The 24,580-nt window shown below is 33.2% G+C and carries 36 protein-coding genes and 3 pseudogenes; 15 read left to right on the forward strand and 24 right to left on the reverse strand.

The window, feature by feature from the left end; all coding sequences use genetic code 11:
• Nucleotides 1-73: 73 nt before the first annotated feature.
• The 5 genes from AB3211_RS05150 to AB3211_RS05170 all read right to left on the reverse strand — a co-directional run bounded on the left by AB3211_RS05150 (nt 74) and on the right by AB3211_RS05170 (nt 2,431).
• Nucleotides 74-652, reverse strand: coding sequence for an ATP-binding protein (locus AB3211_RS05150; protein WP_367363841.1), 579 nt, complete (start codon nt 650-652; stop codon nt 74-76).
• Nucleotides 649-804: a hypothetical protein gene (locus tag AB3211_RS05155; RefSeq protein WP_367363755.1), complete on the reverse strand. Its 156-nt coding sequence runs from the start codon at nt 802-804 to the stop codon at nt 649-651. Before AB3211_RS05155 ends, AB3211_RS05150 begins: the two co-directional genes overlap by 4 nt.
• Entirely contained in the window at nt 805-1,293 is a 489-nt protein-coding gene (locus AB3211_RS05160; RefSeq protein WP_367363842.1) for a hypothetical protein, read from the reverse strand.
• Nucleotides 1,294-1,389: 96 nt separating this feature from the next.
• Nucleotides 1,390-2,142, reverse strand: coding sequence for an IS21 family transposase (istA, locus tag AB3211_RS05165; RefSeq protein WP_367363843.1), 753 nt, complete (start codon nt 2,140-2,142; stop codon nt 1,390-1,392).
• The gene (locus AB3211_RS05170; protein WP_367363757.1) at nt 2,114-2,431 is read right to left on the reverse strand and encodes a helix-turn-helix domain-containing protein; all 318 of its coding nucleotides are present in this window, start codon (nt 2,429-2,431) and stop codon (nt 2,114-2,116) included. Before AB3211_RS05170 ends, istA (AB3211_RS05165) begins: the two co-directional genes overlap by 29 nt.
• 155 nt (nt 2,432-2,586) lie before the next feature.
• Between AB3211_RS05170 and AB3211_RS05175 the strand changes: the two are divergent.
• A pseudogene (locus AB3211_RS05175) lies at nt 2,587-2,781 on the forward strand (ATP-binding protein); the annotation flags it as partial.
• A 152-nt stretch (nt 2,782-2,933) separates the two neighbouring features.
• Here AB3211_RS05175 and AB3211_RS05180 read toward each other — a convergent pair.
• Nucleotides 2,934-3,044, reverse strand: a pseudogene (locus AB3211_RS05180) (recombinase family protein); the annotation flags it as partial.
• A gap of 290 nt (nt 3,045-3,334) precedes the next feature.
• Here AB3211_RS05180 and AB3211_RS05185 point away from each other — a divergent pair.
• From AB3211_RS05185 to AB3211_RS05200, 4 genes are all read left to right on the forward strand, one after another.
• Nucleotides 3,335-3,568 (forward strand): type II toxin-antitoxin system Phd/YefM family antitoxin, encoded by a 234-nt coding sequence (locus AB3211_RS05185; protein WP_367363844.1) that lies wholly within the window; start codon nt 3,335-3,337, stop codon nt 3,566-3,568.
• On the forward strand, nt 3,561-3,977 hold the full coding sequence (locus tag AB3211_RS05190; RefSeq protein WP_367363845.1) for a type II toxin-antitoxin system VapC family toxin: 417 nt from the start codon (nt 3,561-3,563) through the stop codon (nt 3,975-3,977). The genes AB3211_RS05185 and AB3211_RS05190 overlap by 8 nt, the downstream gene beginning before the upstream one ends.
• A 277-nt stretch (nt 3,978-4,254) precedes the next feature.
• Nucleotides 4,255-4,467, forward strand: coding sequence for a hypothetical protein (locus AB3211_RS05195; protein ID WP_367363846.1), 213 nt, complete (start codon nt 4,255-4,257; stop codon nt 4,465-4,467).
• Between the two features lie 167 nt (nt 4,468-4,634).
• Nucleotides 4,635-5,504 (forward strand): IS4 family transposase, encoded by an 870-nt coding sequence (locus AB3211_RS05200; RefSeq protein WP_367363847.1) that lies wholly within the window; start codon nt 4,635-4,637, stop codon nt 5,502-5,504.
• Between the two features lie 520 nt (nt 5,505-6,024).
• On the opposite strand, the gene AB3211_RS05205 is transcribed toward AB3211_RS05200, so the two are convergent.
• The 5 genes from AB3211_RS05205 to obgE all read right to left on the reverse strand — a co-directional run bounded on the left by AB3211_RS05205 (nt 6,025) and on the right by obgE (nt 8,835).
• Nucleotides 6,025-6,120 carry a helix-turn-helix domain-containing protein gene (locus AB3211_RS05205; RefSeq protein ID WP_367363848.1) on the reverse strand — a complete coding sequence of 32 codons (96 nt, stop codon included), beginning with the start codon at nt 6,118-6,120 and terminating at the stop codon, nt 6,025-6,027.
• 205 nt (nt 6,121-6,325) lie between these two features.
• Nucleotides 6,326-6,844, reverse strand: a complete 519-nt coding sequence (locus AB3211_RS05210; RefSeq protein WP_367363849.1) for an IS630 family transposase — start codon at nt 6,842-6,844, stop codon at nt 6,326-6,328.
• The gene (locus tag AB3211_RS05215) at nt 6,808-7,179 is read right to left on the reverse strand and encodes an IS630 transposase-related protein (RefSeq protein WP_367363850.1); all 372 of its coding nucleotides are present in this window, start codon (nt 7,177-7,179) and stop codon (nt 6,808-6,810) included. Before AB3211_RS05215 ends, AB3211_RS05210 begins: the two co-directional genes overlap by 37 nt.
• Before the next feature lie 17 nt (nt 7,180-7,196).
• On the reverse strand, nt 7,197-7,355 hold the full coding sequence (locus AB3211_RS05220) for a hypothetical protein (RefSeq protein ID WP_367363851.1): 159 nt from the start codon (nt 7,353-7,355) through the stop codon (nt 7,197-7,199).
• Nucleotides 7,356-7,830: 475 nt separating this feature from the next.
• Nucleotides 7,831-8,835, reverse strand: a complete 1,005-nt coding sequence (gene obgE, locus AB3211_RS05225) for a GTPase ObgE (protein WP_367363852.1) — start codon at nt 8,833-8,835, stop codon at nt 7,831-7,833.
• A 305-nt stretch (nt 8,836-9,140) separates the two neighbouring features.
• Here obgE and AB3211_RS05230 point away from each other — a divergent pair, with 305 nt between their 5' ends.
• Nucleotides 9,141-9,686, forward strand: coding sequence for a hypothetical protein (locus AB3211_RS05230; protein WP_367363853.1), 546 nt, complete (start codon nt 9,141-9,143; stop codon nt 9,684-9,686).
• Between the two features lie 36 nt (nt 9,687-9,722).
• The gene (locus AB3211_RS05235; protein ID WP_367363854.1) at nt 9,723-10,034 is read left to right on the forward strand and encodes a hypothetical protein; all 312 of its coding nucleotides are present in this window, start codon (nt 9,723-9,725) and stop codon (nt 10,032-10,034) included.
• Nucleotides 10,035-10,296: 262 nt separating this feature from the next.
• Here the strand turns inward: AB3211_RS05235 and AB3211_RS05240 are convergent.
• From AB3211_RS05240 to AB3211_RS05265, 6 genes and pseudogenes are all read right to left on the reverse strand, one after another.
• Nucleotides 10,297-10,494 (reverse strand): annotated as a pseudogene (locus tag AB3211_RS05240) (ATP-binding protein); the annotation flags it as partial.
• Between the two features lie 73 nt (nt 10,495-10,567).
• Entirely contained in the window at nt 10,568-11,146 is a 579-nt protein-coding gene (locus tag AB3211_RS05245; RefSeq protein WP_367363841.1) for an ATP-binding protein, read from the reverse strand.
• Nucleotides 11,143-11,298, reverse strand: a complete 156-nt coding sequence (locus AB3211_RS05250; RefSeq protein ID WP_367363755.1) for a hypothetical protein — start codon at nt 11,296-11,298, stop codon at nt 11,143-11,145. Before AB3211_RS05250 ends, AB3211_RS05245 begins: the two co-directional genes overlap by 4 nt.
• Nucleotides 11,299-11,787 (reverse strand): hypothetical protein, encoded by a 489-nt coding sequence (locus AB3211_RS05255; RefSeq protein ID WP_367363842.1) that lies wholly within the window; start codon nt 11,785-11,787, stop codon nt 11,299-11,301. It abuts the gene before it with no gap.
• Between the two features lie 96 nt (nt 11,788-11,883).
• A complete protein-coding gene (gene istA / locus AB3211_RS05260; RefSeq protein ID WP_367363855.1) occupies nt 11,884-12,636 on the reverse strand; it encodes an IS21 family transposase in 753 nt (250 codons plus the stop codon).
• Nucleotides 12,608-12,898 carry a LuxR C-terminal-related transcriptional regulator gene (locus AB3211_RS05265; RefSeq protein WP_367363728.1) on the reverse strand — a complete coding sequence of 97 codons (291 nt, stop codon included), beginning with the start codon at nt 12,896-12,898 and terminating at the stop codon, nt 12,608-12,610. The genes istA (AB3211_RS05260) and AB3211_RS05265 overlap by 29 nt, the downstream gene beginning before the upstream one ends.
• Nucleotides 12,899-13,160: 262 nt before the next feature.
• Here AB3211_RS05265 and AB3211_RS05270 point away from each other — a divergent pair, with 262 nt between their 5' ends.
• The gene (locus AB3211_RS05270) at nt 13,161-13,832 is read left to right on the forward strand and encodes a hypothetical protein (protein WP_367363856.1); all 672 of its coding nucleotides are present in this window, start codon (nt 13,161-13,163) and stop codon (nt 13,830-13,832) included.
• Between the two features lie 345 nt (nt 13,833-14,177).
• Here AB3211_RS05270 and AB3211_RS05275 read toward each other — a convergent pair whose 3' ends face one another.
• Genes AB3211_RS05275 through AB3211_RS05285 form a run of 3 tightly spaced genes read right to left on the reverse strand, consistent with a single transcriptional unit; the run spans nt 14,178 to nt 14,810 of the window.
• Nucleotides 14,178-14,453, reverse strand: coding sequence for a type II toxin-antitoxin system PemK/MazF family toxin (locus AB3211_RS05275; RefSeq protein ID WP_367363857.1), 276 nt, complete (start codon nt 14,451-14,453; stop codon nt 14,178-14,180).
• Nucleotides 14,454-14,478: 25 nt separating this feature from the next.
• Nucleotides 14,479-14,592, reverse strand: a complete 114-nt coding sequence (locus AB3211_RS05280) for a type II toxin-antitoxin system PemK/MazF family toxin (protein WP_367364824.1) — start codon at nt 14,590-14,592, stop codon at nt 14,479-14,481.
• Nucleotides 14,589-14,810 (reverse strand): hypothetical protein, encoded by a 222-nt coding sequence (locus tag AB3211_RS05285; protein ID WP_367363858.1) that lies wholly within the window; start codon nt 14,808-14,810, stop codon nt 14,589-14,591. The genes AB3211_RS05280 and AB3211_RS05285 overlap by 4 nt, the downstream gene beginning before the upstream one ends.
• A gap of 189 nt (nt 14,811-14,999) precedes the next feature.
• Here AB3211_RS05285 and sdhC point away from each other — a divergent pair, with 189 nt between their 5' ends.
• The 5 genes from sdhC to AB3211_RS05310 all read left to right on the forward strand — a co-directional run bounded on the left by sdhC (nt 15,000) and on the right by AB3211_RS05310 (nt 19,590).
• Nucleotides 15,000-15,389 (forward strand): succinate dehydrogenase, cytochrome b556 subunit, encoded by a 390-nt coding sequence (gene sdhC / locus AB3211_RS05290; RefSeq protein WP_367363859.1) that lies wholly within the window; start codon nt 15,000-15,002, stop codon nt 15,387-15,389.
• A 14-nt stretch (nt 15,390-15,403) separates the two neighbouring features.
• Nucleotides 15,404-15,787, forward strand: coding sequence for a succinate dehydrogenase, hydrophobic membrane anchor protein (sdhD, locus tag AB3211_RS05295; protein ID WP_367363860.1), 384 nt, complete (start codon nt 15,404-15,406; stop codon nt 15,785-15,787).
• Nucleotides 15,788-15,965: 178 nt separating this feature from the next.
• Nucleotides 15,966-16,859 (forward strand): HEPN domain-containing protein, encoded by an 894-nt coding sequence (locus AB3211_RS05300; protein ID WP_367363861.1) that lies wholly within the window; start codon nt 15,966-15,968, stop codon nt 16,857-16,859.
• Between the two features lie 294 nt (nt 16,860-17,153).
• Nucleotides 17,154-18,944 (forward strand): succinate dehydrogenase flavoprotein subunit, encoded by a 1,791-nt coding sequence (gene sdhA, locus AB3211_RS05305; RefSeq protein ID WP_367363862.1) that lies wholly within the window; start codon nt 17,154-17,156, stop codon nt 18,942-18,944.
• A 4-nt stretch (nt 18,945-18,948) separates the two neighbouring features.
• Entirely contained in the window at nt 18,949-19,590 is a 642-nt protein-coding gene (locus AB3211_RS05310) for a histidine phosphotransferase family protein (protein ID WP_367363863.1), read from the forward strand.
• 284 nt (nt 19,591-19,874) lie between these two features.
• Here the strand turns inward: AB3211_RS05310 and AB3211_RS05315 are convergent, their stop codons facing one another.
• The 4 genes from AB3211_RS05315 to AB3211_RS05330 form a co-directional block, all read right to left on the reverse strand.
• Complete coding sequence (locus AB3211_RS05315) at nt 19,875-20,507, reverse strand: 2OG-Fe(II) oxygenase (protein ID WP_367363864.1); 633 nt, start codon at nt 20,505-20,507, stop codon at nt 19,875-19,877.
• Between the two features lie 317 nt (nt 20,508-20,824).
• Nucleotides 20,825-21,658, reverse strand: a complete 834-nt coding sequence (locus AB3211_RS05320; protein ID WP_367363865.1) for an endonuclease/exonuclease/phosphatase family protein — start codon at nt 21,656-21,658, stop codon at nt 20,825-20,827.
• 119 nt (nt 21,659-21,777) lie between these two features.
• Entirely contained in the window at nt 21,778-22,221 is a 444-nt protein-coding gene (locus AB3211_RS05325; RefSeq protein ID WP_367364825.1) for a nucleoside deaminase, read from the reverse strand.
• Nucleotides 22,222-22,231: 10 nt separating this feature from the next.
• On the reverse strand, nt 22,232-23,140 hold the full coding sequence (locus tag AB3211_RS05330; RefSeq protein WP_367363866.1) for a cation diffusion facilitator family transporter: 909 nt from the start codon (nt 23,138-23,140) through the stop codon (nt 22,232-22,234).
• A 114-nt stretch (nt 23,141-23,254) separates the two neighbouring features.
• Between AB3211_RS05330 and AB3211_RS05335 the strand changes: the two genes are divergently transcribed.
• Together AB3211_RS05335 and AB3211_RS05340 are read left to right on the forward strand one after the other, a co-directional pair.
• Nucleotides 23,255-23,725, forward strand: coding sequence for an RT0821/Lpp0805 family surface protein (locus AB3211_RS05335; protein ID WP_367363867.1), 471 nt, complete (start codon nt 23,255-23,257; stop codon nt 23,723-23,725).
• 153 nt (nt 23,726-23,878) lie between these two features.
• Nucleotides 23,879-24,574: a phosphatidylserine decarboxylase gene (locus AB3211_RS05340; protein ID WP_341748140.1), complete on the forward strand. Its 696-nt coding sequence runs from the start codon at nt 23,879-23,881 to the stop codon at nt 24,572-24,574.
• Nucleotides 24,575-24,580 lie beyond the last annotated feature (6 nt).

The raw sequence follows: 24,580 nt of genomic DNA on the forward strand, positions 1-24,580 counted from the left end.
TCTAGCTTCGGCTTTTATTGGTATACTGCTCATAAATGAAGAGTTGGTAGACGAAGATCAAAATCAACAAGTGCTAGGAGTGTCCAAGCCGAGGAGTACAGCGTACACTAGTACGTGAGCACCGCAGGTCTTGGACAACGCAATTGTTGATTTTCATCGAGTATACATAGCCTAATTCATCTACTACAATCAGATGGAATCTCTTAACTGAATCGATGAATTTGCTTTCATAATTATGGATTCTAGCATTAAGCAATTGGCTAGCTAATTCATTTAAAGTATAAAATCTTACCCTGTAACTTTTTTCAATGGCGGTGAACGCCAAACCAATTGCTAGATGAGTTTTTGCAGACCCAGAACCACCTATGAACATGATATTCTGATGATTATCAATCACTTTTTGTATATCAATATTTTCAACCAATTTAGCTTGGCATGTATCTGATAGTAACTTTATGGTTGGGAACTTAGCTAGTTGCAACCTATAACCTAGCGAGCGTGACTTCTTATATACTACTCGTAAATGAAGAGTTGATAGACGAAGATCAAAATTATGAAGTGCTAGGAGTCGAAGGGTCGAGGAGCGGAGCGTACATTTAGTACGTGAGCACCGAAGATCCCTGAAGACGACAACGCAATTCTTGATTTTCATCGAGTATATTCACACTCTGCTTCAAGAAGTTTCTTTAACACATCATACACACTAGTAGTAGGGACATCATTTGTTAAATTACTTGACTCAGCTAACTGCATCTTCATACCGACTAAACCTAATTTATCTAATAACAATATTAAGTCTTTCATTTAATTTACCTCCGTTGTTAAATGCAACTTGCTATAAATACTACAATCAGCATCAGGAGGATTTTTTAGCTGAATAAACTCAGTCTCTTGGATATCTAGTTTCATTGCTGGTTGCAACAAATATTGCTCAACTAATTTAGAGCTACAGCCGCCAGCAGCAATTGTTAGGTTACAAGCATTTGTTACCTTTTCTAATCCATACTTATTAACAAGTAGCAGGATATCTATAAATTGTTTATCACCATCCTTGTAAGTCTCTAACTTATTTCGTAGTTTGCCAAATATCTCAGGTAACAAACTCATTAACTCTTTGAACGGTCCACCATTACGTAAAGCACCGGGTTTACGTTCTAGAGCTGCTATATAGTGCCATGGATTATAATTCTTCTGATAGCGTTTAAAACTACGAACATGCTCTGCAATAATCTTGCTTTCATGTAAAATCACTATTTGCCAAGCATAGGATTTAATCTGTACGCTAAGTCCCACATATTCACACGGAACACTATAGTGAAACCTATTGAATTAGGTGATATAAATTTTGTGTCATACCTGCGAAAGCAGATATCTAGATTCCCGCCGTTGCTAAGACAACTTATAATCGTTATGTTCTTTGTCACCTAATCCTATGGACTTAACTATATACATATTGGTGTCGTATTGTATTAAACTCAAAGGTGATACGGTCGTTGGATGTAATCTATAACCGGTAAACTGCCCTCTATATCCTATTAAATATGCCTTCTCTTCCTCATATATTTCTAGAATCGTTCTTTCTGTAAATTCAGGATGTCTTTTAGTTTTAGCCCACTCTATAGACATCTCTCTTAGCTGAATGTTAATAGCTTCATAACTATCTCCTTTCAATATTGGAGTAAAAAAGTTACGTCTAGTGTCTCCTACTTGTTTCTCAACCTGTCCTTTCTCCCATCCTGATGCTGGACTACAGGCAAGTGGCTCAAATAAATGGTGAGAGACCATTTGGATAAACTTCTCGTTAAAGATACGATCCTTGCCAATCAATATTTTTTTGACAGCCGTCTTCATATTGTCATAAATACCATTCTTACAACAACCAGCAAAAAACTTGAAAGCTTGATCATGGGCATCCATAACCATTTCCAGCTGCTCATTAGGATAAACCACTACCAAAGAATAACGACTATAGCATAGCTTTATTCTCGCTGCTTTAACTCTAGTAACCTCCCCATTTAAACATATTTCTTCCTCTCCCCAATCAAACTGAAACGCCTGACCAGCTTCAAAATTTAATGGAATAAAAACTTGCCCGCCCCTTGCCTCGTATTCTCTACGGAAGTTTCGTACAATTAGATTCACAGATTCGTAACTTCCTGTATAACCCGATATCTGAAGCTGTTGGTATAGCTGCCGTCATTCTACGTCGAACCGACTCCTTGCTATTCTCTGCTAATAGCTGATTTAGTACTTCAAGATGATTGCCAAGAACAGGCTTACCTTTGCTATATTTTGCTAACTCAAATTTAGTTTGATTGCTGCGAATGACTTTTTTTACTGTATTCTTTGATATATTCAGTTCTCTAGCAATTGCTTTAATTGCTTTGCCATCAACGTAATACATTCTACGTATTCTTCCAATTGTTTCCACTATAAACAACCTTTTAAAAACTCCTTAAAAAAATATTAAAAATATTAATTTTTTGGAGATATTGTTACTTATTTAGGGGGGCAATTTTCATTACAATTTTTCCCTTAAAGGGGTCAATAGCTGATTACAATTTACAAAAAGCCGAAGCTAGATTCCTGTTATTTGAGTTATTTGCTAAATTGTATGAGCAAACTTCAGTGATCATTACTACCCATTTGAGATTTGAAGAATGGAATGATATGTTTGGTAATGCTAAGGCAACAAAAGTAATTATCGATAGATTGACACATCATTGTCAAATCATAGAAACTGGTAATAAAAGTTTTAGAGGAGGGAAAGATGTAGATTAAAGATTAAAATAATAGACTACGGTATTAATTAAAAATTACAATGATTTTAGAAAATTCTATCTGAATTTTAACCAAAATTAACTAATTTTTTTATGTGGTTAGGGGGGCAATAGTTTATTACAATAGGGGGTCAATAGCTGATTACAATTTACATCTTCGTAAATTCTTCCAGAGTCTACACCTGCTTGTATAAGTGCATCTCGTTGTAAATCTAAAACTTGTGAACCATCAGCTTTTGATACTCTCATATAACCTATTAACATAATTACCCTTTTTATATAAGAAAAGCTATAATAGAAGATACAAACTTATGCAGATTGATGCAACTAGTTTTCTTGTGGTTTTTTGTTCACTTTAAAGTTGGTTTTGCCAAGCCAAAAAAACGGTCGTTTTTCTGATAGTTAGATAGATAAATCTTAACTACTATTATAACTACTAAGTTAATATAATCAAATGTTGACTAAATTAACCTACAATAAATATAATAAATATATTTGACTATTACATTTAACTAATTATACTATAAATTATATATTTATTATAAGTTAAAAGAATGTCTACTAAAATAGCTATTAGCCAATTTAAGTCTCATTGTCTTGAAATAATTGCAAAACTACAAGTTAATGGACAATCAGTTATAATTACTAAAAGAGAGAAAGCAATAGCTAAAGTATTACCAATTGATACCAAAAAAGTTTCATTATTTGGAATGCTTAAAAATAAAGCTGAGATAAAAGCTGATATATTAGAACCAATTGACGAAAAATGGAACGTAGAACATGAATAATCCTATAGTACTCGATACTCATGTTTTACTATGGGCGTTGTTACAACCTGAAGAATTATCAGAAGATGTTAAACAACAAATAAATTTAGCTCAAGAAAATTCGCAATTATTTCTAAGTTCAATTTCTCTATGGGAAATTGCTATGCTTAAATTAAAAAAACGTATTAACGTTTATGAACCTATAAAAGACTTCCTAGAATCTATAGCTAATATTAACGGATTATCTATCAAAGATATCTCCCCAGAAATTGCTGCAGAAAGTATTTCTCTTATGGATGAGTTTCATGGCGATCCAGCTGATAGAATTATTGTGGCTACAGCAAAATGTTATGGGGCTACGTTACTTACTAGAGACCAAAAAATTCTTACTTGGGCTAATTTAGGACATATTAAATCATTGTCAACCTAGCCAATTTCTGCAAATTACCTAATCACCATAATTCCAATTTATTTTGTGATAGTGCAAAATAATTATGCACGTTACAGGATAATAGATACTTTGTAGTCTATAGTTAAAATATATATTCCTAAAATTCCGTTACTATTTTGACACTATTCGTAAACTTTTATTTACTATTTTAATTCTCAGTACAGGACAAAGAGATTAAGGAGAGAATAAAAAATAGTAGATAACGCGTAGCCAAAGGTCTATTACTTAGGTTATTGAAGACTTAAGAGGCAAGAGAATGAGTACAGCGTTATCACAATTAATAGGAGACTACTTTTTTAATAGTTTTGCAAGCATAAAATTAATAGAACAAATAATATTAGGATTACTGCAAGTGAGAGATGTAAATCTTACCCAGCTTGCCTTAACGATAAAAGGAGATAAGCAAGAATCACGCTATAAGAAATTACAGAGATTTTTTGCCAAATGTGAATTATCATATACTCGATGAAAATCAAGAATTGCGTTGTCGTCTTCAGGGATCTTCGGTGCTCACGTACTAAATGTACGCTCCGCTCCTCGACCCTTTGACTCCTAGCACTTCATAATTTTGATCTTCGTCTATCAACTCTTCATTTACGAGTAGTATATACGTCCTTAGCCAAGTTATTGGTGAGGTTGGCTGGAATTGATACTGATCAATGGTTACTAGTGCTTGATCGAACAAATTGGAAATTTGGCAAGCTTGACATCAATATTTTAGTATTATCTATTTGCCATAAAGGCATTGCTATACCAATTATGTGGGATATGTTGCCAAAAGCAGGAACTTCTAATAACATTGAACGTCAGCAATTAATGGAAAGGTTTATTACTGTATTTGGCATAGAGAAGATGTCAGCATTGCTTGGGGATCGGGAGTTTATTGGTGATTTATGGCTAAAGTTTTTAGACGATAAAATGATACCATTTTATATTAGAATCAAAGCCAATCTTGCCATTGGTAGAGCAGAAGATGAGTTAGTTACTGCTAATCATTTAATTAAGAAGTTACAGAATGGTGAATATATGTTGTTTAAAGGAAAAAGATATTTGGGTAAGAATTATAAAGGACCTAAAGTATCTGTGGCTGCACTGCGTAATGATGAAGGCGTATTAGTAATCATAGCTACCAATGATAATCCGCATGTAGCACTAAATATATATAAAAAAAGATGGGAAATAGAAAGCCTTTTTGCTTGCCTTAAGACGCGGGGCTTCAATTTTGAAAATACCCATATAATACATTTAGATAGAATTAGTAAATTGCTTGGTTTACTTGCTATAGCATTTACTTTTGCTTATGTTGTGGGTCAATGGCAAAATTCTATCAAACCTATAAAGCTTAAAAAACATGGTAGAAAGTCTATCTCCTTATTCAGGTATGGCTTAGATTACTTGCAGAGAATATTTTTGAATATTGAAGAAATGATGGAAAAATGGATGGAAGTTATAACAAAATTTGTTAAGACAATAATACCATCTTTACTTCTATTATCACCTTGTTAATCTCTTTGTCCTGTACTAAGATTTTAATTATTGTTTAGTATTGATTAATTTAAACTGCTAAGCTAATTAATTAACTTCTGATAGTTCATCAATATATATTAAAGCCAATCCGGGATAAGAATTAACTAATTCTTATCTCGAATTGGGGTAAATTCAGGTTTTATAGTACATCAAATTGAATTAGGTGACAAAGAACATAATATATCTAACTAATATTTCATTTAAAGTATAAACAAAGTAATTAAATTCTATGAGATATTAAAATGTGAACATATCAATGAGTGAAATATTAAAGTTAACCTATATACCAAAATTAAATCCTATAGATCGATTATTGTAATTAATCATAGATTATGAGTAAATCAGATATGTAAATTGTAATGTGTTTTTGACCCACTATTGTAATGAACTATTGACCCATCTAAGTTCATAATTTAATCTCCACAATCCATATCTCATCAGGGTTTTACTATTGCAAGAGGTGGGTCAGATGTGATTACAATAGTGGGTCAAAACCATATTACAATTTACAGCGTATAACTTTTTTAACAGTATTTTTTGATATATTAAGCTCTTTGGCAATTGCTCTAATTGCCTTGCCATCAACATGATACATTTTACGTATCTTTGAAATTGATTCCACGATAAACACTCCCTAAAAACTCCTACAAATTATTAACAAATTATTAATTTATGTAGGAGCTACTATTTCTTTTTAGGTGGGTCAATTCTCTTTACAATTCTTGCTCTAAATACGTCAATAGTTCATTACAATTTACATCATTAGTGATACCAAGTCTTCTATACTAAAATACATTGAATTAGGTGACAAAGAACATAGAAATAGCTTCGAATAATTTACTAGTTTCTGTTATCTTATTTTTAATCCATTTTTTCATATTAGCCCAAAATTTTTCTATTGGATTTAAGTCTGGTGAATATGGGGGTAAAAAAATAACCTTACAACCTACTGATTCTATTAATTCTTTCGTCTTCTTTGATTTATGGAAACTAGCATTATCTAGTACTACAACCTGTCCTGCTTTTAATTCTTTAATTAAAAACTTCTCAACCCAATTATTAAATAGTTCTGTATTACAAGTTCCATTAAACACAAAAGGGGCTATCGGCTTATTATTTACTAAACCAGCTATGATATTAGTTCTTTGATACTGTTTACCACTTTTTTGTCCAACCAACAATTCTCCTATCTTACCCCAACCTCTATCTTGGCAAATGGTCCTATCTATACCACTCTCATCAAGATACACCATTTGCTCTTTGTCATATTTACTGACCTTTTCTAAATATTCAGATCGTTTCTCTGCACTTGCTTCCAAATAGCTGAAGGGTTTTTTTTATAACTATAGCCTAACTTCTTTAATATTCTTCCAACTTGAGTGCCTGTAATCCCAAATCTTTTACCAAGATATTTTAGCGTAATATTTGAATTATTTTTAACAAAATCTTCTAATTGTTGCTTGTCAACTTTACTTTTAAATCCTAATCTCGCTTTTGCTAATATTGTTCCTTCTTTTTTCTTCCTTACCTTCCAACGACTAATTGTATTCTTGTGTATATCAAATATCTTAGCAGCAGATATTTGACTATTACCTTTTTCTATATAATTTATTACTTTTTCTCTTAAATCTTGACTATATGGGCTTGTTGACATTTTTTCTCTTATTTATATCATATAAACTCACCTAATTCAATGTGTTTCACTATATCTGCTTCTCCTAGCAACAACACACCTCCATCGCTACTAATATCACCACTAGTGAAATTTATTGCTAATTGACGATTTTTTACTTTGGTAAATTGGTAATTTGATGCTATACAATTTGTCATGGCAAAACTCCTTGCTTTAATGCTTTGTAACACTAGTATTATATATCATTACAGGGATTTTGTCTCCTCCTATCTCATGCAATATCCGGGCTAAAGAAATAGACAGGAAGGGTGCTTTAGACATTCTAGATTCCCGCCTACGCGGGAATGACATAAAGGAAAGCAGGGATTGACATAATGGCAAGTAGGGGTGAGATAATGGCGGCAGGGGTGACATCACCCCCATAACTGTTGAAAGTTAGTAAATACAGCTTCTTTATACGTCATTGCGAGAAGGTCGTAAGACCGACGAAGCAATCCAGTAACATCATTATATCTAAGATTGTTTCCTGGATTGCTTCGCTTACGCTCGCAATGACGCTGTGGTATAGGTATTTGTAAACTTTCGACAGTTGTGACATCACCCCTAATAGCGATGATTACTTGAGCCTACTATTAATTTATTACATCGATAGTTGAGGTTATATATAATCAATTATGCAAACCTTTGATTTGTGTTTTTTACGTTTTCAAGAGCTTTTTTAATTACCCCATTTAATCCAGTTCTTGTATAGCTAGACACTACAAAAATTTCCTCACTAGTAATTTTTTGCAATTCTGTAATTTTGTCTTTAATTTCTTCTTCTAACAAAACATCGCACTTATTCAAACAAATTATTTCGAGCTTATTTTTTAATAAGCTCGAATATGATTCAAGCTCGTTCCTAATAGTTCTATAATCAGCAATCAAATTATCACTTGTTGCTGATATCAAATGAATCAATAAATTACATCTCTCAATATGTTTTAGAAACTTATCACCGAGTCCATGTCCTAAGTGAGCCCCTTCTATTAAACCTGGGATATCAGCTATCACAAATTCTTCATCATCTACATAAACCACACCAAGATTAGGGCTTAGTGTGGTAAATGGATAATCAGCAATTTTAGGTTTTGCTGATGTCGTGGCTGCAAGGAAAGTCGATTTCCCTGCATTAGGTAGACCTATAAGACCAACATCTGAAAGTAGTTTGAGTTGTAAATTTACCCACATCTCTTCTCCCACAACACCTTCAGTCCTACGTCGCGGAGCTTGATTGGTAGATGACTTAAAATGGCTATTACCAAGCCCGCCTTTGCCTCCCTTAAGAATTTCAAAAGTTTGTTCATCGGAAGTGAAATCATATAGTAGAACATCGCCATGTTCTGAGAATATTTGTGTTCCTACTGGTACTTCTAGGAGTAAAGCAGGTTTAGACTTACCACTACGGTTCGAGCCTTTACCATTCTCACCATTTTCTGCTTTAAAATGCAGTTTATACCTAAAATTTACTAAAGTATTAAGATGAGAATTGCACTTAAAAATAATGCTACCACCACGACCACCATCGCCACCATCAGGTCCACCCATATCAATATATTTTTCTCGATGGAAACTAATCGCCCCATCACCACCATTACCGGCTTTTAAGTATATTTTAGCTTCATCGATAAAATTCATAATATATTATTGTAAGTTGAATTAGTATGTCATACCTATTTCTTCTGATGTCATCCCTGCGAAAGCAGGGATCTAAAAATGTTTATATATTCTTCCTAGCTACTTTTTTAGATCCTCGCCTACGCGAGAAGAGTATCGCTGGGTCAAATTTCACCACTCTTATCAGATACTTATCAGGGATTCAGAACATTCTGTGATTCTGCACAAAAACTTTTCTGTTGGTTTTCTGTTGATTTTATACCAAAGTTGCAGAAATACAACCACAAAAAAAGTCTCTTTCTAACTGATTTTCAGAGGAGGAAAATATGACAAAAACGTTAATTTCCTCCGGCAATTTAGTTGAAAATCCTGATATCATTTTTTACAATTTTGTGGGTAATTTTATCCCACCTGAGTGGCGAAATCTTACTAACAATTGTGGTAAGCGATTAAGTACAACTTCTCGTCAACTTTTGTCGTTGATAGTTTCTCGTCTACAATTTTATAACAAGATAGGTAAGCCAGCAGAAGAATTACAAGAAGGCTATCTTTTCTTCCAGCAACAGTTAGGAGTTTGTCAAAAACGGGTAAAGCAATGTCTAGAAGAACTGAAAGACAGTGGTTTAATTGATTGTCATTCAACTATTTTGATTATACATAATATGAGATGTCCTAATATTCAATGTATCAAACTCCTTAAAAATTTTGTCAGTTTCCGTAAAACTAATTGCCAAACTAATAATTATAATTCTAACCAACAAGAATTTTCAAAGCAATCTGAAACAAACCATAACTCAATAGGTCAAAATATTCAACCTAACTCGAAAAAAATTTCCACTCAACTGGAAAAAATTTTCCACCACACAATATAATAGATAATTATCTATATAATATATCTATATCTAGATATGGCAAAAAAAAATTTTTTCGAAGAAAATTGTGAACAAAGTTTGGAAGAGATTAAATCAACGGAAGAGCCAAATCTTCAATCGGAAGCAACGGTAAGTTCTGTAAGCAAGATACCCATCCTAAATTCTAGCGATGATTGTGAGGAAAATGAAAAAAATTGTCAACAAAACTTGGCAGAAAGTAAGTCAACGCAAGAGCAAAACTTTCAATCAGAAGCAGCGGTAAGTTCTGTAAGTAAGATATCACACCTCAATTCTAGCAATGGTGTAAATTGTAATCAGCTATTGACCCCTTTAAGGGAAAAATTGTAATGAAATTTGATCCCCTAAATAAGTAACAATATCTCCAAAAAATTAATATTTTTAATATTTTTTTAAGGAGTTTTTAAAAGGGTGTTTATAGTGGAAACAATTGGAAGAATACGTAGAATGTATTACGTATAGTGTAAATTGTAATCAGCTATTGCCCCCCCTAACCACATAAAAAAATTAGTTAATTTTGGTTAAAATTCAGATAGAATTTTCTAAAATCATTGTAATTTTTAATTAATACCGTAGTCTATTATTTTAATCTTTAATCTACATCTTTCCCTCCTCTAAAACTTTTATTACCAGTTTCTATGATTTGACAATGATGTGTCAATCTATCGATAATTACTTTTGTTGCCTTAGCATTACCAAACATATCATTCCATTCTTCAAATCTCAAATGGGTAGTAATGATCACTGAAGTTTGCTCATACAATTTAGCAAATAACTCAAATAACAGGAATCTAGCTTCGGCTTTTATTGGTATACTGCTCATAAATGAAGAGTTGGTAGACGAAGATCAAAATCAACAAGTGCTAGGAGTGTCCAAGCCGAGGAGTACAGCGTACACTAGTACGTGAGCACCGCAGGTCTTGGACAACGCAATTGTTGATTTTCATCGAGTATACATAGCCTAATTCATCTACTACAATCAGATGGAATCTCTTAACTGAATCGATGAATTTGCTTTCATAATTATGGATTCTAGCATTAAGCAATTGGCTAGCTAATTCATTTAAAGTATAAAATCTTACCCTGTAACTTTTTTCAATGGCGGTGAACGCCAAACCAATTGCTAGATGAGTTTTTGCAGACCCAGAACCACCTATGAACATGATATTCTGATGATTATCAATCACTTTTTGTATATCAATATTTTCAACCAATTTAGCTTGGCATGTATCTGATAGTAACTTTATGGTTGGGAACTTAGCTAGTTGCAACCTATAACCTAGCGAGCGTGACTTCTTATATACTACTCGTAAATGAAGAGTTGATAGACGAAGATCAAAATTATGAAGTGCTAGGAGTCGAAGGGTCGAGGAGCGGAGCGTACATTTAGTACGTGAGCACCGAAGATCCCTGAAGACGACAACGCAATTCTTGATTTTCATCGAGTATATTCACACTCTGCTTCAAGAAGTTTCTTTAACACATCATACACACTAGTAGTAGGGACATCATTTGTTAAATTACTTGACTCAGCTAACTGCATCTTCATACCGACTAAACCTAATTTATCTAATAACAATATTAAGTCTTTCATTTAATTTACCTCCGTTGTTAAATGCAACTTGCTATAAATACTACAATCAGCATCAGGAGGATTTTTTAGCTGAATAAACTCAGTCTCTTGGATATCTAGTTTCATTGCTGGTTGCAACAAATATTGCTCAACTAATTTAGAGCTACAGCCGCCAGCAGCAATTGTTAGGTTACAAGCATTTGTTACCTTTTCTAATCCATACTTATTAACAAGTAGCAGGATATCTATAAATTGTTTATCACCATCCTTGTAAGTCTCTAACTTATTTCGTAGTTTGCCAAATATCTCAGGTAACAAACTCATTAACTCTTTGAACGGTCCACCATTACGTAAAGCACCGGGTTTACGTTCTAGAGCTGCTATATAGTGCCATGGATTATAATTCTTCTGATAGCGTTTAAAACTACGAACATGCTCTGCAATAATCTTGCTTTCATGTAAAATCACTATTTGCCAAGCATAGGATTTAATCTGTACGCTAAGTCCCACATATTCACACGGAACACTATAGTGAAACCTATTGAATTAGGTGATATAAATTTTGTGTCATACCTGCGAAAGCAGATATCTAGATTCCCGCCGTTGCTAAGACAACTTATAATCGTTATGTTCTTTGTCACCTAATCCTATGGACTTAACTATATACATATTGGTGTCGTATTGTATTAAACTCAAAGGTGATACGGTCGTTGGATGTAATCTATAACCGGTAAACTGCCCTCTATATCCTATTAAATATGCCTTCTCTTCCTCATATATTTCTAGAATCGTTCTTTCTGTAAATTCAGGATGTCTTTTAGTTTTAGCCCACTCTATAGACATCTCTCTTAGCTGAATGTTAATAGCTTCATAACTATCTCCTTTCAATATTGGAGTAAAAAAGTTACGTCTAGTGTCTCCTACTTGTTTCTCAACCTGTCCTTTCTCCCATCCTGATGCTGGAGTACAGGCAAGTGGCTCAAATAAATGGTGAGAGACCATTTGGATAAACTTCTCGTTAAAGATACGATCCTTGCCAATCAATATTTTTTTGACAGCCGTCTTCATATTGTCATAAATACCATTCTTACAACAACCAGCAAAAAACTTGAAAGCTTGATCATGGGCATCCATAACCATTTCCAGCTGCTCATTAGGATAAACCACTACCAAAGAATAACGACTATAGCATAGCTTTATTCTCGCTGCTTTAACTCTAGTAACCTCCCCATTTAAACATATTTCTTCCTCTCCCCAATCAAACTGAAACGCCTGACCAGCTTCAAAATTTAATGGAATAAAAACTTGCCCGCCCCTTGCCTCGTATTCTCTACGGAAGTTTCGTACAATTAGATTCACAGATTCGTAACTTCCTGTATAACCCGATATCTGAAGCTGTTGGTATAGCTGCCGTCATTCTACGTCGAACCGACTCCTTGCTATTCTCTGCTAATAGCTGATTTAGTACTTCAAGATGATTGCCAAGAACAGGCTTACCTTTGCTATATTTTGCTAACTCAAATTTAGTTTGATTGCTGCAAATGACTTTTTTTACTGTATTCTTTGATATATTCAGTTCTCTAGCAATTGCTTTAATTGCTTTGCCATCAACGTAATACATTCTACGTATTCTTCCGATTGTTTCCACTATAAACAACCTTTTAAAAACTCCTTAAAAAAATATTAAAAATATTAATTTTTTGGAGATATTGTTACTTATTTAGGGGGGCAATTTTCATTACAATTTTTCCCTTAAAGGGGTCAATAGCTGATTACAATTTACACTTCAAATACTTTACTATAATTTTGAAGCCTTATGTTAAGTGCTATACCATGCGTAAGATGAGGTTATAATACAAATTAAATAATAAAAAGGTAATTTTATGAATAGACTAGCATTTATTAACATGCTTAAAAAAGAACTATCACTATGGCTATTTGCTAAGAGTTATAACTATACATTAGTATGTTGTAGTATAATACCAGTCATATTAGGATTTAAAAGTTTTGAATATATAAACCAAATATTAACCAATAGCAGCTGGATGGAAAAAGCAATATCTAATTATATCAAGACAGGAGATTTAACAGAACTCGTTAATTTCAGTTTTGTTATAGGTACAGTTTTTGTTATAATAGTAGTTATTAGTTGTTTTACCTATGCTAATATTAAGTTTTTAAAACATTATTCTCCTAGAAATTTTGAAATTTCTAGAAGTGGTAAAATTACTGACGACATCTGTTTTATTACTATTCTCACTCTTGTTGGAGGTGTGTTTAATATAATTATACAGTATTTCATAGTTAGTGATTGGCTCTATCGTATCATATCAGCATATTTAGTACAAACAACATTACTATATTTTATGCTAAAAATGAATTGTTGTGGTTATAAAGTAATCCCAATCCCATCTCAGTCACATGACAAAAAAAGAATTAAAGAGAAAAAAAAGAAGTATATAACGTTTGCTCAAAGCACTATTACTTATATTATTTTCAGACTTAAGGCAAAAATCCTCAATGTTATCACGAGTATTAGTAAACTATTTTTTTGAGTGTTTTGTAAGGATAAAATTAATCTTAATCGGGTTAACTACTCACCTTACGCATGGTATTTAAAAGTCATAGGGAAAACAGCTTGGCGTCATTGCGAGAAGCCACTTTGGTGGCTACGAAGCAATCTAATAAATGTAGATTGCCACGACCACTACGTGGTCTCGCAATGACGTATTGTGCTTTTCTGCAATTTTTAAATTGCCATGGGGATTATGCGTAAGGTGAGTAAAATAACTTAACACAACCTATCTAGGTCATTTTTTTAGATTCCCGCCTACGCGGGAATGACATAAACCTTCATAGGGATGACATATGAAGACACTGTTATATCGAACCTAGGTTACTTAAGTCAAACTTAAAGTAACTTTAATAGCTTTTTCAATATTAATAATTTCAGTTTTATTCAACTGTTCTATAAACTCTCCCAATCTAGATTTATCTATGGTTCTAATTTGATCAGTTAACGCTTTTGCAGTATTAACTGTAACTCTTACTTCAAAAGGAAAAATATTATTAATATTTGAGGTAATGGGGATAATTATTACTCTACTAGATATTTTATTCTGAATATTATTAGATATACTCTTCTGCTTTGAAGAATTGTTTTTTGAAAATATCATGGATTCGCATGCTCACCATTCATTTTCAAATCCAATTCTTCAAATCATTTGAGTATATAACTATTGCAGGTCTTGTTTTTTGAATTTCAGTTCCAATTGTTGGATCAAGATTTACCCAATAAATATTGCCTCGTATTATTTTTTACTAATGTCATCTATTGCATCCCACTCTTTTAGCAAATTTTGACGTTCATTATCTTGCTCTGCATCTTTATATGCCAAAGTAAGTTCCAGTTCCTTTTTTTTTAATTCTTTAGCAATAGCATTGCTTACAAAGTTACTAATTTTTTTAGAAGGAATCATATATTTTAATTTATCATATAAGGTCTCGTTTAAACTAATACTCATCGTTTTCATAAAATTAACTTCATTATTGTATAATAGTTATTATACAATAACCAAATAGGTCTAATACAAATTATTGCAAGAAAACTTGAGTATTTTCTAACTAGCGTTTATACTGTTGCTATTTAGAGTTATAGGGACTTCATCCTGAATTTATTTCAGGATCTAGATTACACTATAGATAATTTATGACAGAAACTTATGACAAAAACAAAGCAGGAAATTTATAATAGTAGGCCTACTTCTCCTCATTTGACGATATATAAAAAACAGATAAGCTCTGTTTTGTCTATTTTGCATCGTATAACGGGGATAGGTTTATTTTTTGGACTATCAATATTGTCGTGGTGCTTTATTTTATTAGCTTTTAGCAAATTTGATCCTGAATATTTACAGTGCTTTAAATGTAATTTACTTAGAATTCCTCTAATATTCATAAGTTTTGCATGGTTTTATCATTTATGTAATGGGGTGCGTCACTTAATTTGGGATAGTGGGCATTGCTTTTCAATAAGGGCTATTAACTTCACAGGTTGGTTTGTGGTAGTAGCTTCGATATTGATGACATTAGCTTTTTGGTTGTTAATTTAACTTATGGCCTCTATATGAATAATAATTTAAGGACAGATTTGGCAAAAGCTAAAGGGGTTGGTTCGGCAAAAAGTGGTTCGAGTCACTGGTTGCATCAAAGAATAACAGCTATTATTTTAGCAATTTGTTCTATTTGGCTAATATTTTTTATTAAATATACTACTGGAGAGGGTTTTACTCATTTTGTTAGTACTGTACAAAGACCTTACAATATTGTTCCTTTAGGAATATTGGTTATTACCTCTTTCTATCATTCAATGCTTGGTATGCGTGCGGTAATTGAAGATTATATTAGTTGTGTTAAGCTCCGCACAGGGTTAATTATATTACTTAAAATATTTTGCATTATAACGATTGCATTCTTAGTGGTAGCATTATTTTATGTTATAGTAATCTGATGGATTAACCAGCTAAAAACATGATTTTAAAAGATTAAAATCATGTTTTAACAAAATGGATTGCCACGCTCACATACGTTCGCTCGCAATGACATATACGTCTATAAAACGTCATTGCGAGGAGACCATAAGGTCGACGAAGCAATCTATAATTTCACTGATTAATAAAAATAATCTTATGAAAACCACATTACCTGAACGTTCATTAGTTATTAAAGAAAGATTAGACATTATTGTCCAAGAAATTCTAGCTTCTGGAAGATCAAAAATAGCAATGATAATTTTATTTGGCTCCTATGCTAGAGGTGATTGGGTACAAGATCTATCCTCAAGGGAGTATTATCAGAGTGATATAGATCTGTTATTGGTCTTAAAGAAAAGAAAATATGCTGGATATCAAGCTATTAACTTAAAACATAATATAGAAAAAAGATTAGAAAGAAAATTCCCAATAGATATTAATACAGACCGATTAGTGGCCATGACACAACCATCCGTGACACTAATAGTTGAGTCTATCCACTTTGTAAATGACCAACTTGAAAAAGGTAAGTATTTTTTTCGTGATATTAGAAAAGAAGGAATTCTACTATATGATAGTGATGAATTTGTACTATCGGAAGCTAAGGACTTGCCATGGCACGATCGCAGACCAATAGCTGCAGAAGAATATGAAAATTGGTTTGGTAGAGGAAAAAAACTATTTATTGGAATCAAGGCTTTTTTTGAAGATGACAATTATCGCGAATCAGCTTTTTTGCTTCATCAAGCTACTGAGAGTTTTTATAATGCTATTTTGTTAGTATTTGATGGTTATAAACCTAAAGTACATGATTTATTAGAACTAAACCAAAGTGCACGGATTTTTTATCATGACCTTTGTCGAATATTTCCATATGAAAGTGAAGAGCAAAAAGAATGTTTTACATTACTTCGTGATGCTTATGTTAGAGCAAGATATGACAAAAACTACAGGATTACTATGGAGCAGTTGCTTTATTTAATTGACCGAGTAGAGCAATTGCAAAAAATTACTGAAAAAATTTGTTTGGAAAAGCTTAGTCAAGAATAAATATATGATATATTCTCAGGGTAATTTAAAAGTCACACTTTAAAATTGAAAAACTGAAGTAATTTTAGGTGGATATGTGATTGCAAGCGTCATTGCGAGGAGGTTGCTTGCTGCAACCGACGAAGCAATCCAGCAAAAATACGATAATTTATTTCTTTCGTTTCCTGGATTGCTTCGTCGTGCTTACGCACTCCTCGCAATGACGTTTGATGTTCTTAATAATTACTTATTTCAACTCTAGAGTGTAACTTTTAAATTACCCTGTATATTCTGTAACAAAAGGAATTTATATAAATGTCTAAATCTTATAATATTATCCACCATCAATTTGATGTAGTGGTAGTTGGAGCAGGTGGAGCTGGTCTTAGGGCTACTTTTGGTATGGCGAAAGAGGGCTTAAATACTGCTTGCATTAGCAAGGTTTTCCCAACTAGAAGTCATACTGTGGCTGCCCAAGGTGGCATTAGTGCTTCTCTTGGTAATATGGGGCAAGATGATTGGCGTTGGCATATGTACGACACAGTAAAAGGCTCGGATTGGTTGGGTGATCAAGATGCAATTGAGTATATGTGTAAACATGCAGCTGCAGCAGTGCTAGAGCTTGAGCATTATGGAGTACCTTTTTCTCGAACAGAAGAAGGCAAAATTTATCAACGCCCCTTTGGTGGTATGACAACAAATTATGGTAAGGGACAAGCAGCTCAAAGGACTTGTGCTGCAGCAGATCGTACTGGTCATGCAATATTACATACTTTATATCAACAGGCTTTAAAAAATAAAGCTCAATTTTTTATCGAATATTTTGCCCTTGATTTATTAATGAATAATGGAGAATGTGTAGGGGTAGTTGCTTGGAATCTTGATGACGGAACAATTCACTGTTTCCATGCTCACTTAGTGGTATTAGCTACTGGCGGGTATGGTAGAGCTTATTTTTCTGCGACAAGTGCTCATACTTGTACTGGTGATGGAGGTGGCATGGCGGCAAGAAGTTCTATTGCCTTGCAAGATATGGAATTTGTTCAATTCCATCCAACTGGTATATATGGGGCTGGCTGCTTAATTACCGAAGGTGCTAGAGGAGAAGGTGGGTATTTAGTAAATTCTAATGGAGAGCGATTTATGGAACGATATGCTCCCGCTGCTAAGGACCTTGCTTCAAGAGATGTAGTATCAAGAGCTATTACCATGGAAATCAGAGAGGGTAGGGGGGTAGGTGAGCATAAAGATCATGTATTCTTACATTTAGATCATTTGCCGCCGGAAATTCTTCACGAACGTTTACCCGGTATTTCGGAAACAGCCAAAATTTTTGCCTCGGTTAATGTTAACATCCAGCCAATACCTGTGTTACCAACAGTACATTATAATATGGGGGGAATACCAACAAATTACCATGGTCAAGTGATTGATAAAGGTCAGGATAATCATAATAAGATTATTCCCGGGTTGATGTCAATTGGTGAAGCAGCTTGTGTTTCAGTACACGGAGCCAATCGGTTAGGATCAAACTCTTTACTTGATTTAGTAGTATTTGGTAGAGCCGCAGCACAAAAAGCTGCTGAAATTGTTAAAGTAGGGCAAAAGCATAAAAGCTTGCCGGAGTCTATATTGGATAAAATAATTAGCAGATTTGATGGTATACGTCATGCTAAAGGAGCCCTACCAGTAGCTGACTTAAGACTTAAAATGCAAAAAATTATGCAAAATCATGCAGCGGTATTTAGAACTCAAGAGGTACTAGATGAAGGAATAGAAATGATTGACCAGGTAAGAAAGGAATATGCAAATATTCAGGTTAATGATAGATCATTAATCTGGAACAGCGACCTAGTTGAAGCATTAGAACTAGCTAATTTATTAGATCAAGCGGTAATTACTGTGCATTCTGCAGCGGCTAGAAAAGAAAGTAGGGGGGCTCACTCTAGGGAGGATTACCCAGAGCGTAATGATGAAGAATGGATGAAACATACACTCGCTTGGATTGATGAGCAAGGTAAGGTGAAGTTAGATTACAAGCCTGTAACTCTTACAACTTTGACAGATGAAGTAGATAGCATTTCGCCAGCTAAACGAGTTTATTAAGAATATGCTAAATTCACTAAAATTATGCCAAGCTTTAAATGAAAAAATATGTCATGATTTTGCAGGATCAATAGGTGCTATAGATAACGCTATTGGGTTAATAAAAACTATAGAGTATCAAGAGAAAGCTACTAAACTGGTTCAGGATAGTACAAATAGACTCATGAGCTATTTACAGTTTTATCGTTATTTATACTCTCTACCTTCTGAGGGGAACAAAATTGCTATTGCAGAAATTAATAGATTAAGTACTGATTTTTTAAAATCAAAAAATCATAATATTGAACTAGTGTTCACAAGGTTAATCAGCACAAATATCGATGACAATATAGCTCAGATTATTATGTGTTTAATTGTTACAGCATCTAGCAATATATACAGAGATGCTGTTATTAAGGTTGAACTAGAGATACAAAATGACAATTTTATTGGTATAAAAATTGTAGTAACAGCTCCAAACCTCAGGTTTGATCAGGATAGAGCAGATATTTTGCTTGGGAAAAGAACTATTGATGATGTAAGTATAGAAAATGTTCACGAATATTACACTTACTACTTAATTACGGAATATTGTTATAAGTTAGCTATTACTCCATCAACCGATTTTGTCGCACTTATTGCAAATAACACAAAGAAGATAATGTAACATTTCTTCTGTAAATTTAACGTGAGTAAGCGGGTTAACATTCAATTTACAGAAAGAATGTTACGCTATCTAGAACCTACAACCATAGTACCCTACATTTTTTATGCCGCTGCTGTTAAGAGGTCTTCCGAGTGTCATTGCGAGGAGTCGCTGAAAGCGGCGACGCGGCAATCCAAGATACGCGAAGCGTACTAGAAAAAACAGTTTCGCTGTTTAGCTGGATCGCCACGGCATCTAAAGATGCCTCGCGATGACGATTATAGAAAAATGTAAGGTACTATGACCTACAACTTAAACATATTTTTTAAAAACAATGCTAATTTTCCTCTTTTATTCTTACGCTCAAGATCTTCCATACTATTAAGCCAAGTTATTTGAATGACTCTCCTCTCCCCTTCAAACGACATATGACCATGCCACGAATTTTCAGAGCGAACAAATGCTACAAAAGAACCAAATTCCGGATGAATAATAGCTGCTGCACTTTCAAAATTTTTTTTATCCTTTAATACCCGAAAACTACCCCCATCCTTACCGTGTGGCCAATTGTCATTTAAATATAATAAAGCCGTAACAATTTTAGATTTACTGTCATTATGAATCCTGCCATCATATTTTGCTGACCACCTCCTTATAGTTATCAAAAAAGGCTTATCTTTAAGCTCAATCTTTAGTTTTTTAGTCAAGATATCAGCAAGTTTAGGAGCTTGCAATTCTTGGATTAGTTTTTTAAAAACTCCCTCATACTTTATACTTTCAAGAGGAAAAAAACCAGAACTCTTTATTTGGGGATAATCGTTAGAAACGATATCTTTTTTATCTATATTAATTACATTTTTAGCAACCATATAAGTATAAGGAGAATTAGATACCAAAGCTGATTCCAATTCATCTAAATTTAGTAATGCAAAAGACATAAAATTAATTTCTTCTTTTAGATTCCCGCCTACGCGGGAATGACATCTTTTCGGCTTCTTTTCATGACTTTTAAACTGCCCCGAATTATATAACTTAATAAAAACTTGATTATCGAGTAGACAGAATAAGTACCCTCTTATCGTTAAGTTTGCTTTGAACAAATTACGCGAATTCGGGATAAGAATTAACTAATTCTTATCCCGAATTGGGGTAAATTGCAGAAGGTACGGGGATACAGTAGCCTTGCACAATAAGATGAAGGAGATTATATCATGAATAAAATAGTAGGTCTAGATGTAAATAAAAAATGGCTTGATTATCTAGTATTAATCTCTAACAATAGTGGTGAGTGATCGGATACTTCATCTTTTAATACTTCAAAATTACTTATAATAATATCAGGAGAAGTAAAAATATAATCAGCGAATCTTTCTTCCTTTGTATATATATTAGTACGTGTAGATTTAATATTATAGATTTTTATAAGATTATTCATGCTATTTGCAAGTATTTTTACACTTTTGGTATCTAGAGTTAAATTGAAATCACCACATAATATTTTAGGTGTATTAATAGTATCTACAAAATTTTTAATCCTTTGAGATTGATTTATTCTTTCTTGTGTATCCGTTTTACCCATCCCATTCCATAAACCATGTACATTAAAGAGAGTATAGATTTGGTCATTAAAACGATATTTAAGCCATTGCATTTCTCTAGAATGAGTCGGACCGCGACCTATGTAATTTTGATTATCATGTATGTTAGTCTCTCCTTTACTTAATATATCAATTTCCTTTTTTATAAATATCCCAATACCATATCCCTCCCCTACAACTGGCGTAAAAAATGCATTATGCTTTGGGAGTAATGCACTCATTTCTGAGAAAATATTAAGGCTAACTTCGTTATCATCAGTTGATACTTTATGTAGAGCATTATTATATACTTCTTGAAGACAAAAAATATCAATATCTCTATGTAATTTTATAAATTCTAAAAGTGGTTGTCGTATATGTCCTCCCCATATGTTAAGACTGATAAGTTTTAAACTTTTTTGTCTAGATTCATTTACATTGTATTCTTTTGTACTTGGTGACTTTGTGGAATACAACACCGGTTCTATTTTGCTACCAATTATAAATTGCATATAACAGCTAAACAAAATAATAAAAGTTATTGCACTTAATCACATTTTTCATTAAATTATCTTCTTTTATTTAAAATTAATCATATCTTTGATTTAATGTGATTTTTAAACTATCCTATCTATTCCAGTGATCTGACTTTTTTAAAAAATTCCTTCATTAAATTCTCAGAAATTTTTGCTGAGAAACCACTATATATCTCAGGATGGTAGAAACAAGATTTACTGTTAAAGAAACGCCCCCCATTTTCAACTCCTCCCTGTTTTGGGTCATTTGCTGCATAAAATAATCTGCCTATTCTAGCGAAAGATATTGCAGCAGCACACATTGTACATGGTTCTAAAGTAACATACATATCACAGTCTGATAGATTCTTACTAGATAGAATTTGACAAGATTGATTTATCGCGACAATTTCAGCATGGAGTAGCGGATTCTTTGTTTGTTCAACAATATTATGAGCCTTTGAAATCACTTTGTTACTTACTCTATTAACTATAATAGCACCTACCGGAATTTCATCTTCATTAAAAGCAAGTTGTGCCTGCTTTAAAGCCTCCTCCATGAAGAAATTGTTAAATTTGCTTGATGTTCTCACGGTAATTCACTTTTTCCTCATAACCATATGGATCTAGGTGAATAATTATTTCTGCACCTGGAAACGCTAATAGCAATGCACTATAAATTTTATCACTAAGATAATGAGAACTATACAATGACATATCTCCGTCCATTTCTATGTGACATTGTATAAACGGCTTACTTGCAGCATATCTAGTCTTCATTTCGTGTATACCTTTTACTTCTTTAAATCTAGTAATTATTGAGAGAATCTTTTTCCTATCTTCTTCAGGCATTTCTTCATCAATAAGATTTTTAAAAGCTTTTTTGAATAAAGCATAAGAGGCATATATTATATATATTGCAATACCAATGCCAAATAATGAATCTATAAACCAAAAATGAATGCTTAATTTTATAGAAACAATTACGCCAACATTTGTTAATAAATCTGTAAAATAATGTAATTTATCTACTTTGATTATTTCAGAATCAGTTTTTTTTATCACATAAGTTTGATAAGCCACCAAAATAAAAGTTAGGATAATGCATAAATATAGTACATTAATGCCAGATTCTATATTGCTTGGAACTGATCCATCAATAAGGGACTTTACAGAAGAAAAACCAATAAATATACTAGAAACAAAAAAGAATACTGCTTGTGAAAAAATTGCCAAATCTTGGATTTTTTCATGACCAAATCTATGGTGATAATCAGGTGGCTGCAGTGCAAAACGAATAGCAATCAAATTAATAAGAGATGATGAAATATCAAGCATAGTATCAATTAAAGACGCTAGAATAGATTGAGAATCAGTTACAAGCCACGCATAAGATTTAATAAATAAAATGAATACAGCTATACTAAAAGACAAGTAAGATGCAGACTTGATTAAAATTTGATGCTCTGAATTAGTCATAGAAAATTTTCGATTTTATAGTATAAAATGTATTAGTGTTAGTATATATTAGTGTATAGTATATACTAACCCTAGGGTGTGTCAAATAACGTAACTCTTAAACATATGGTTTTTATGAATTTAACATGCAAAATTATAGCAATTATTTTAGCAACAACAATGTTACACGGCTGTTCTGGTATGAATAAACAAGGTGGTGGAACGCTAATTGGCGGTGTGGCTGGCGGACTTTTAGGATCACAATTTGGTAAAGGGACTGGTCGTCTTGTCGCAACTGGTATAGGTGTTTTAGCTGGTGCACTTATTGGTGGTCAAATTGGTCAGACTATGGATGAACATGATAGGAAATTGGCAGAGCTAAGTTCTCAGAAAGCATTAGAGGCTACTCCTAGTGGTCAGAGTGTAGAGTGGCGTAACCCAGATAGTGGTAATTACGGGTATGTAACACCAAGCAAAGCTTTCAAAGACGATAGTGGTCAGTATTGCCGTGAGTATACTCAGGTAGTTGTTGTGGGTGGTAAGCAAGAAAAAGCTTATGGGAAAGCTTGTCGTAGACCAGACGGGCAATGGGAAATTGTGCGTTAAGCTCTATCAAAATTTATCATTAGTTGACCTTTATACCCCGTTTAGAATATAACAATCAGGCTAGTACTGCCTGATTGTTTCTATTGTAAACCCTACCAACTTTTAAATTACCCTTAAGTAAATGGGATAACGTAACAAAATTAGAGAGTGAGAATGAAGCAATATAGTGATTTTTCGAAGATTATTCATCGTGAAGGCTACATATTTATCGTAAGCTTTGCAGTTGTGACTTTTTTACTTTCTACTGTTCATAATAGTTTTGGATATGTAGGATTAGTTATAACGATTTGGTGTATATATTTTTTTAGGAATCCGGATCGATTTACCCCTATTAGTGACGATCTAGTAGTCAGTCCAGCAGACGGAACAGTGCAAAAAATAACTGAAGCAGTTCCTCCGCTAGAACTTGGTCTTGGTAATCAGGAAATGATTAGAGTTAGTATTTTTTTGAATATTTTTAATGTTCATGTAAATCGTATTCCAGCTAATGGAAAGATTTTATCCCTACATTATAATCCAGGAAAATTTTTCAATGCCTCTCTTGATAAGGCAAGTATATATAACGAACGTCAGTCTGTTTTAATGGAAACAAATAGTGGTCATAAAATTGCTTTTGTTCAAATAGCAGGATTAATAGCAAGAAGAATATTATGTGATTTAGAAGAAGATACTGAGGTTAGGGTTGGCGATAGGTATGGTATCATCCGCTTTGGTAGTAGAGCTGACGTCTATTTGCCGCTTAAAACTGCACTTTGTGTTACTGAGGGACAGACTTCAGTTGGTGGAGAAACTATTATTGCTGATTTTAGGATCAAGAAAACATCTGAACTTAAGTTTGAAAAAAGATAATACTCT

This window comes from Candidatus Tisiphia endosymbiont of Nedyus quadrimaculatus, from assembly GCF_964059235.1.
In the GTDB taxonomy this organism is placed as follows: Bacteria; Pseudomonadota; Alphaproteobacteria; order Rickettsiales; family Rickettsiaceae; genus Tisiphia.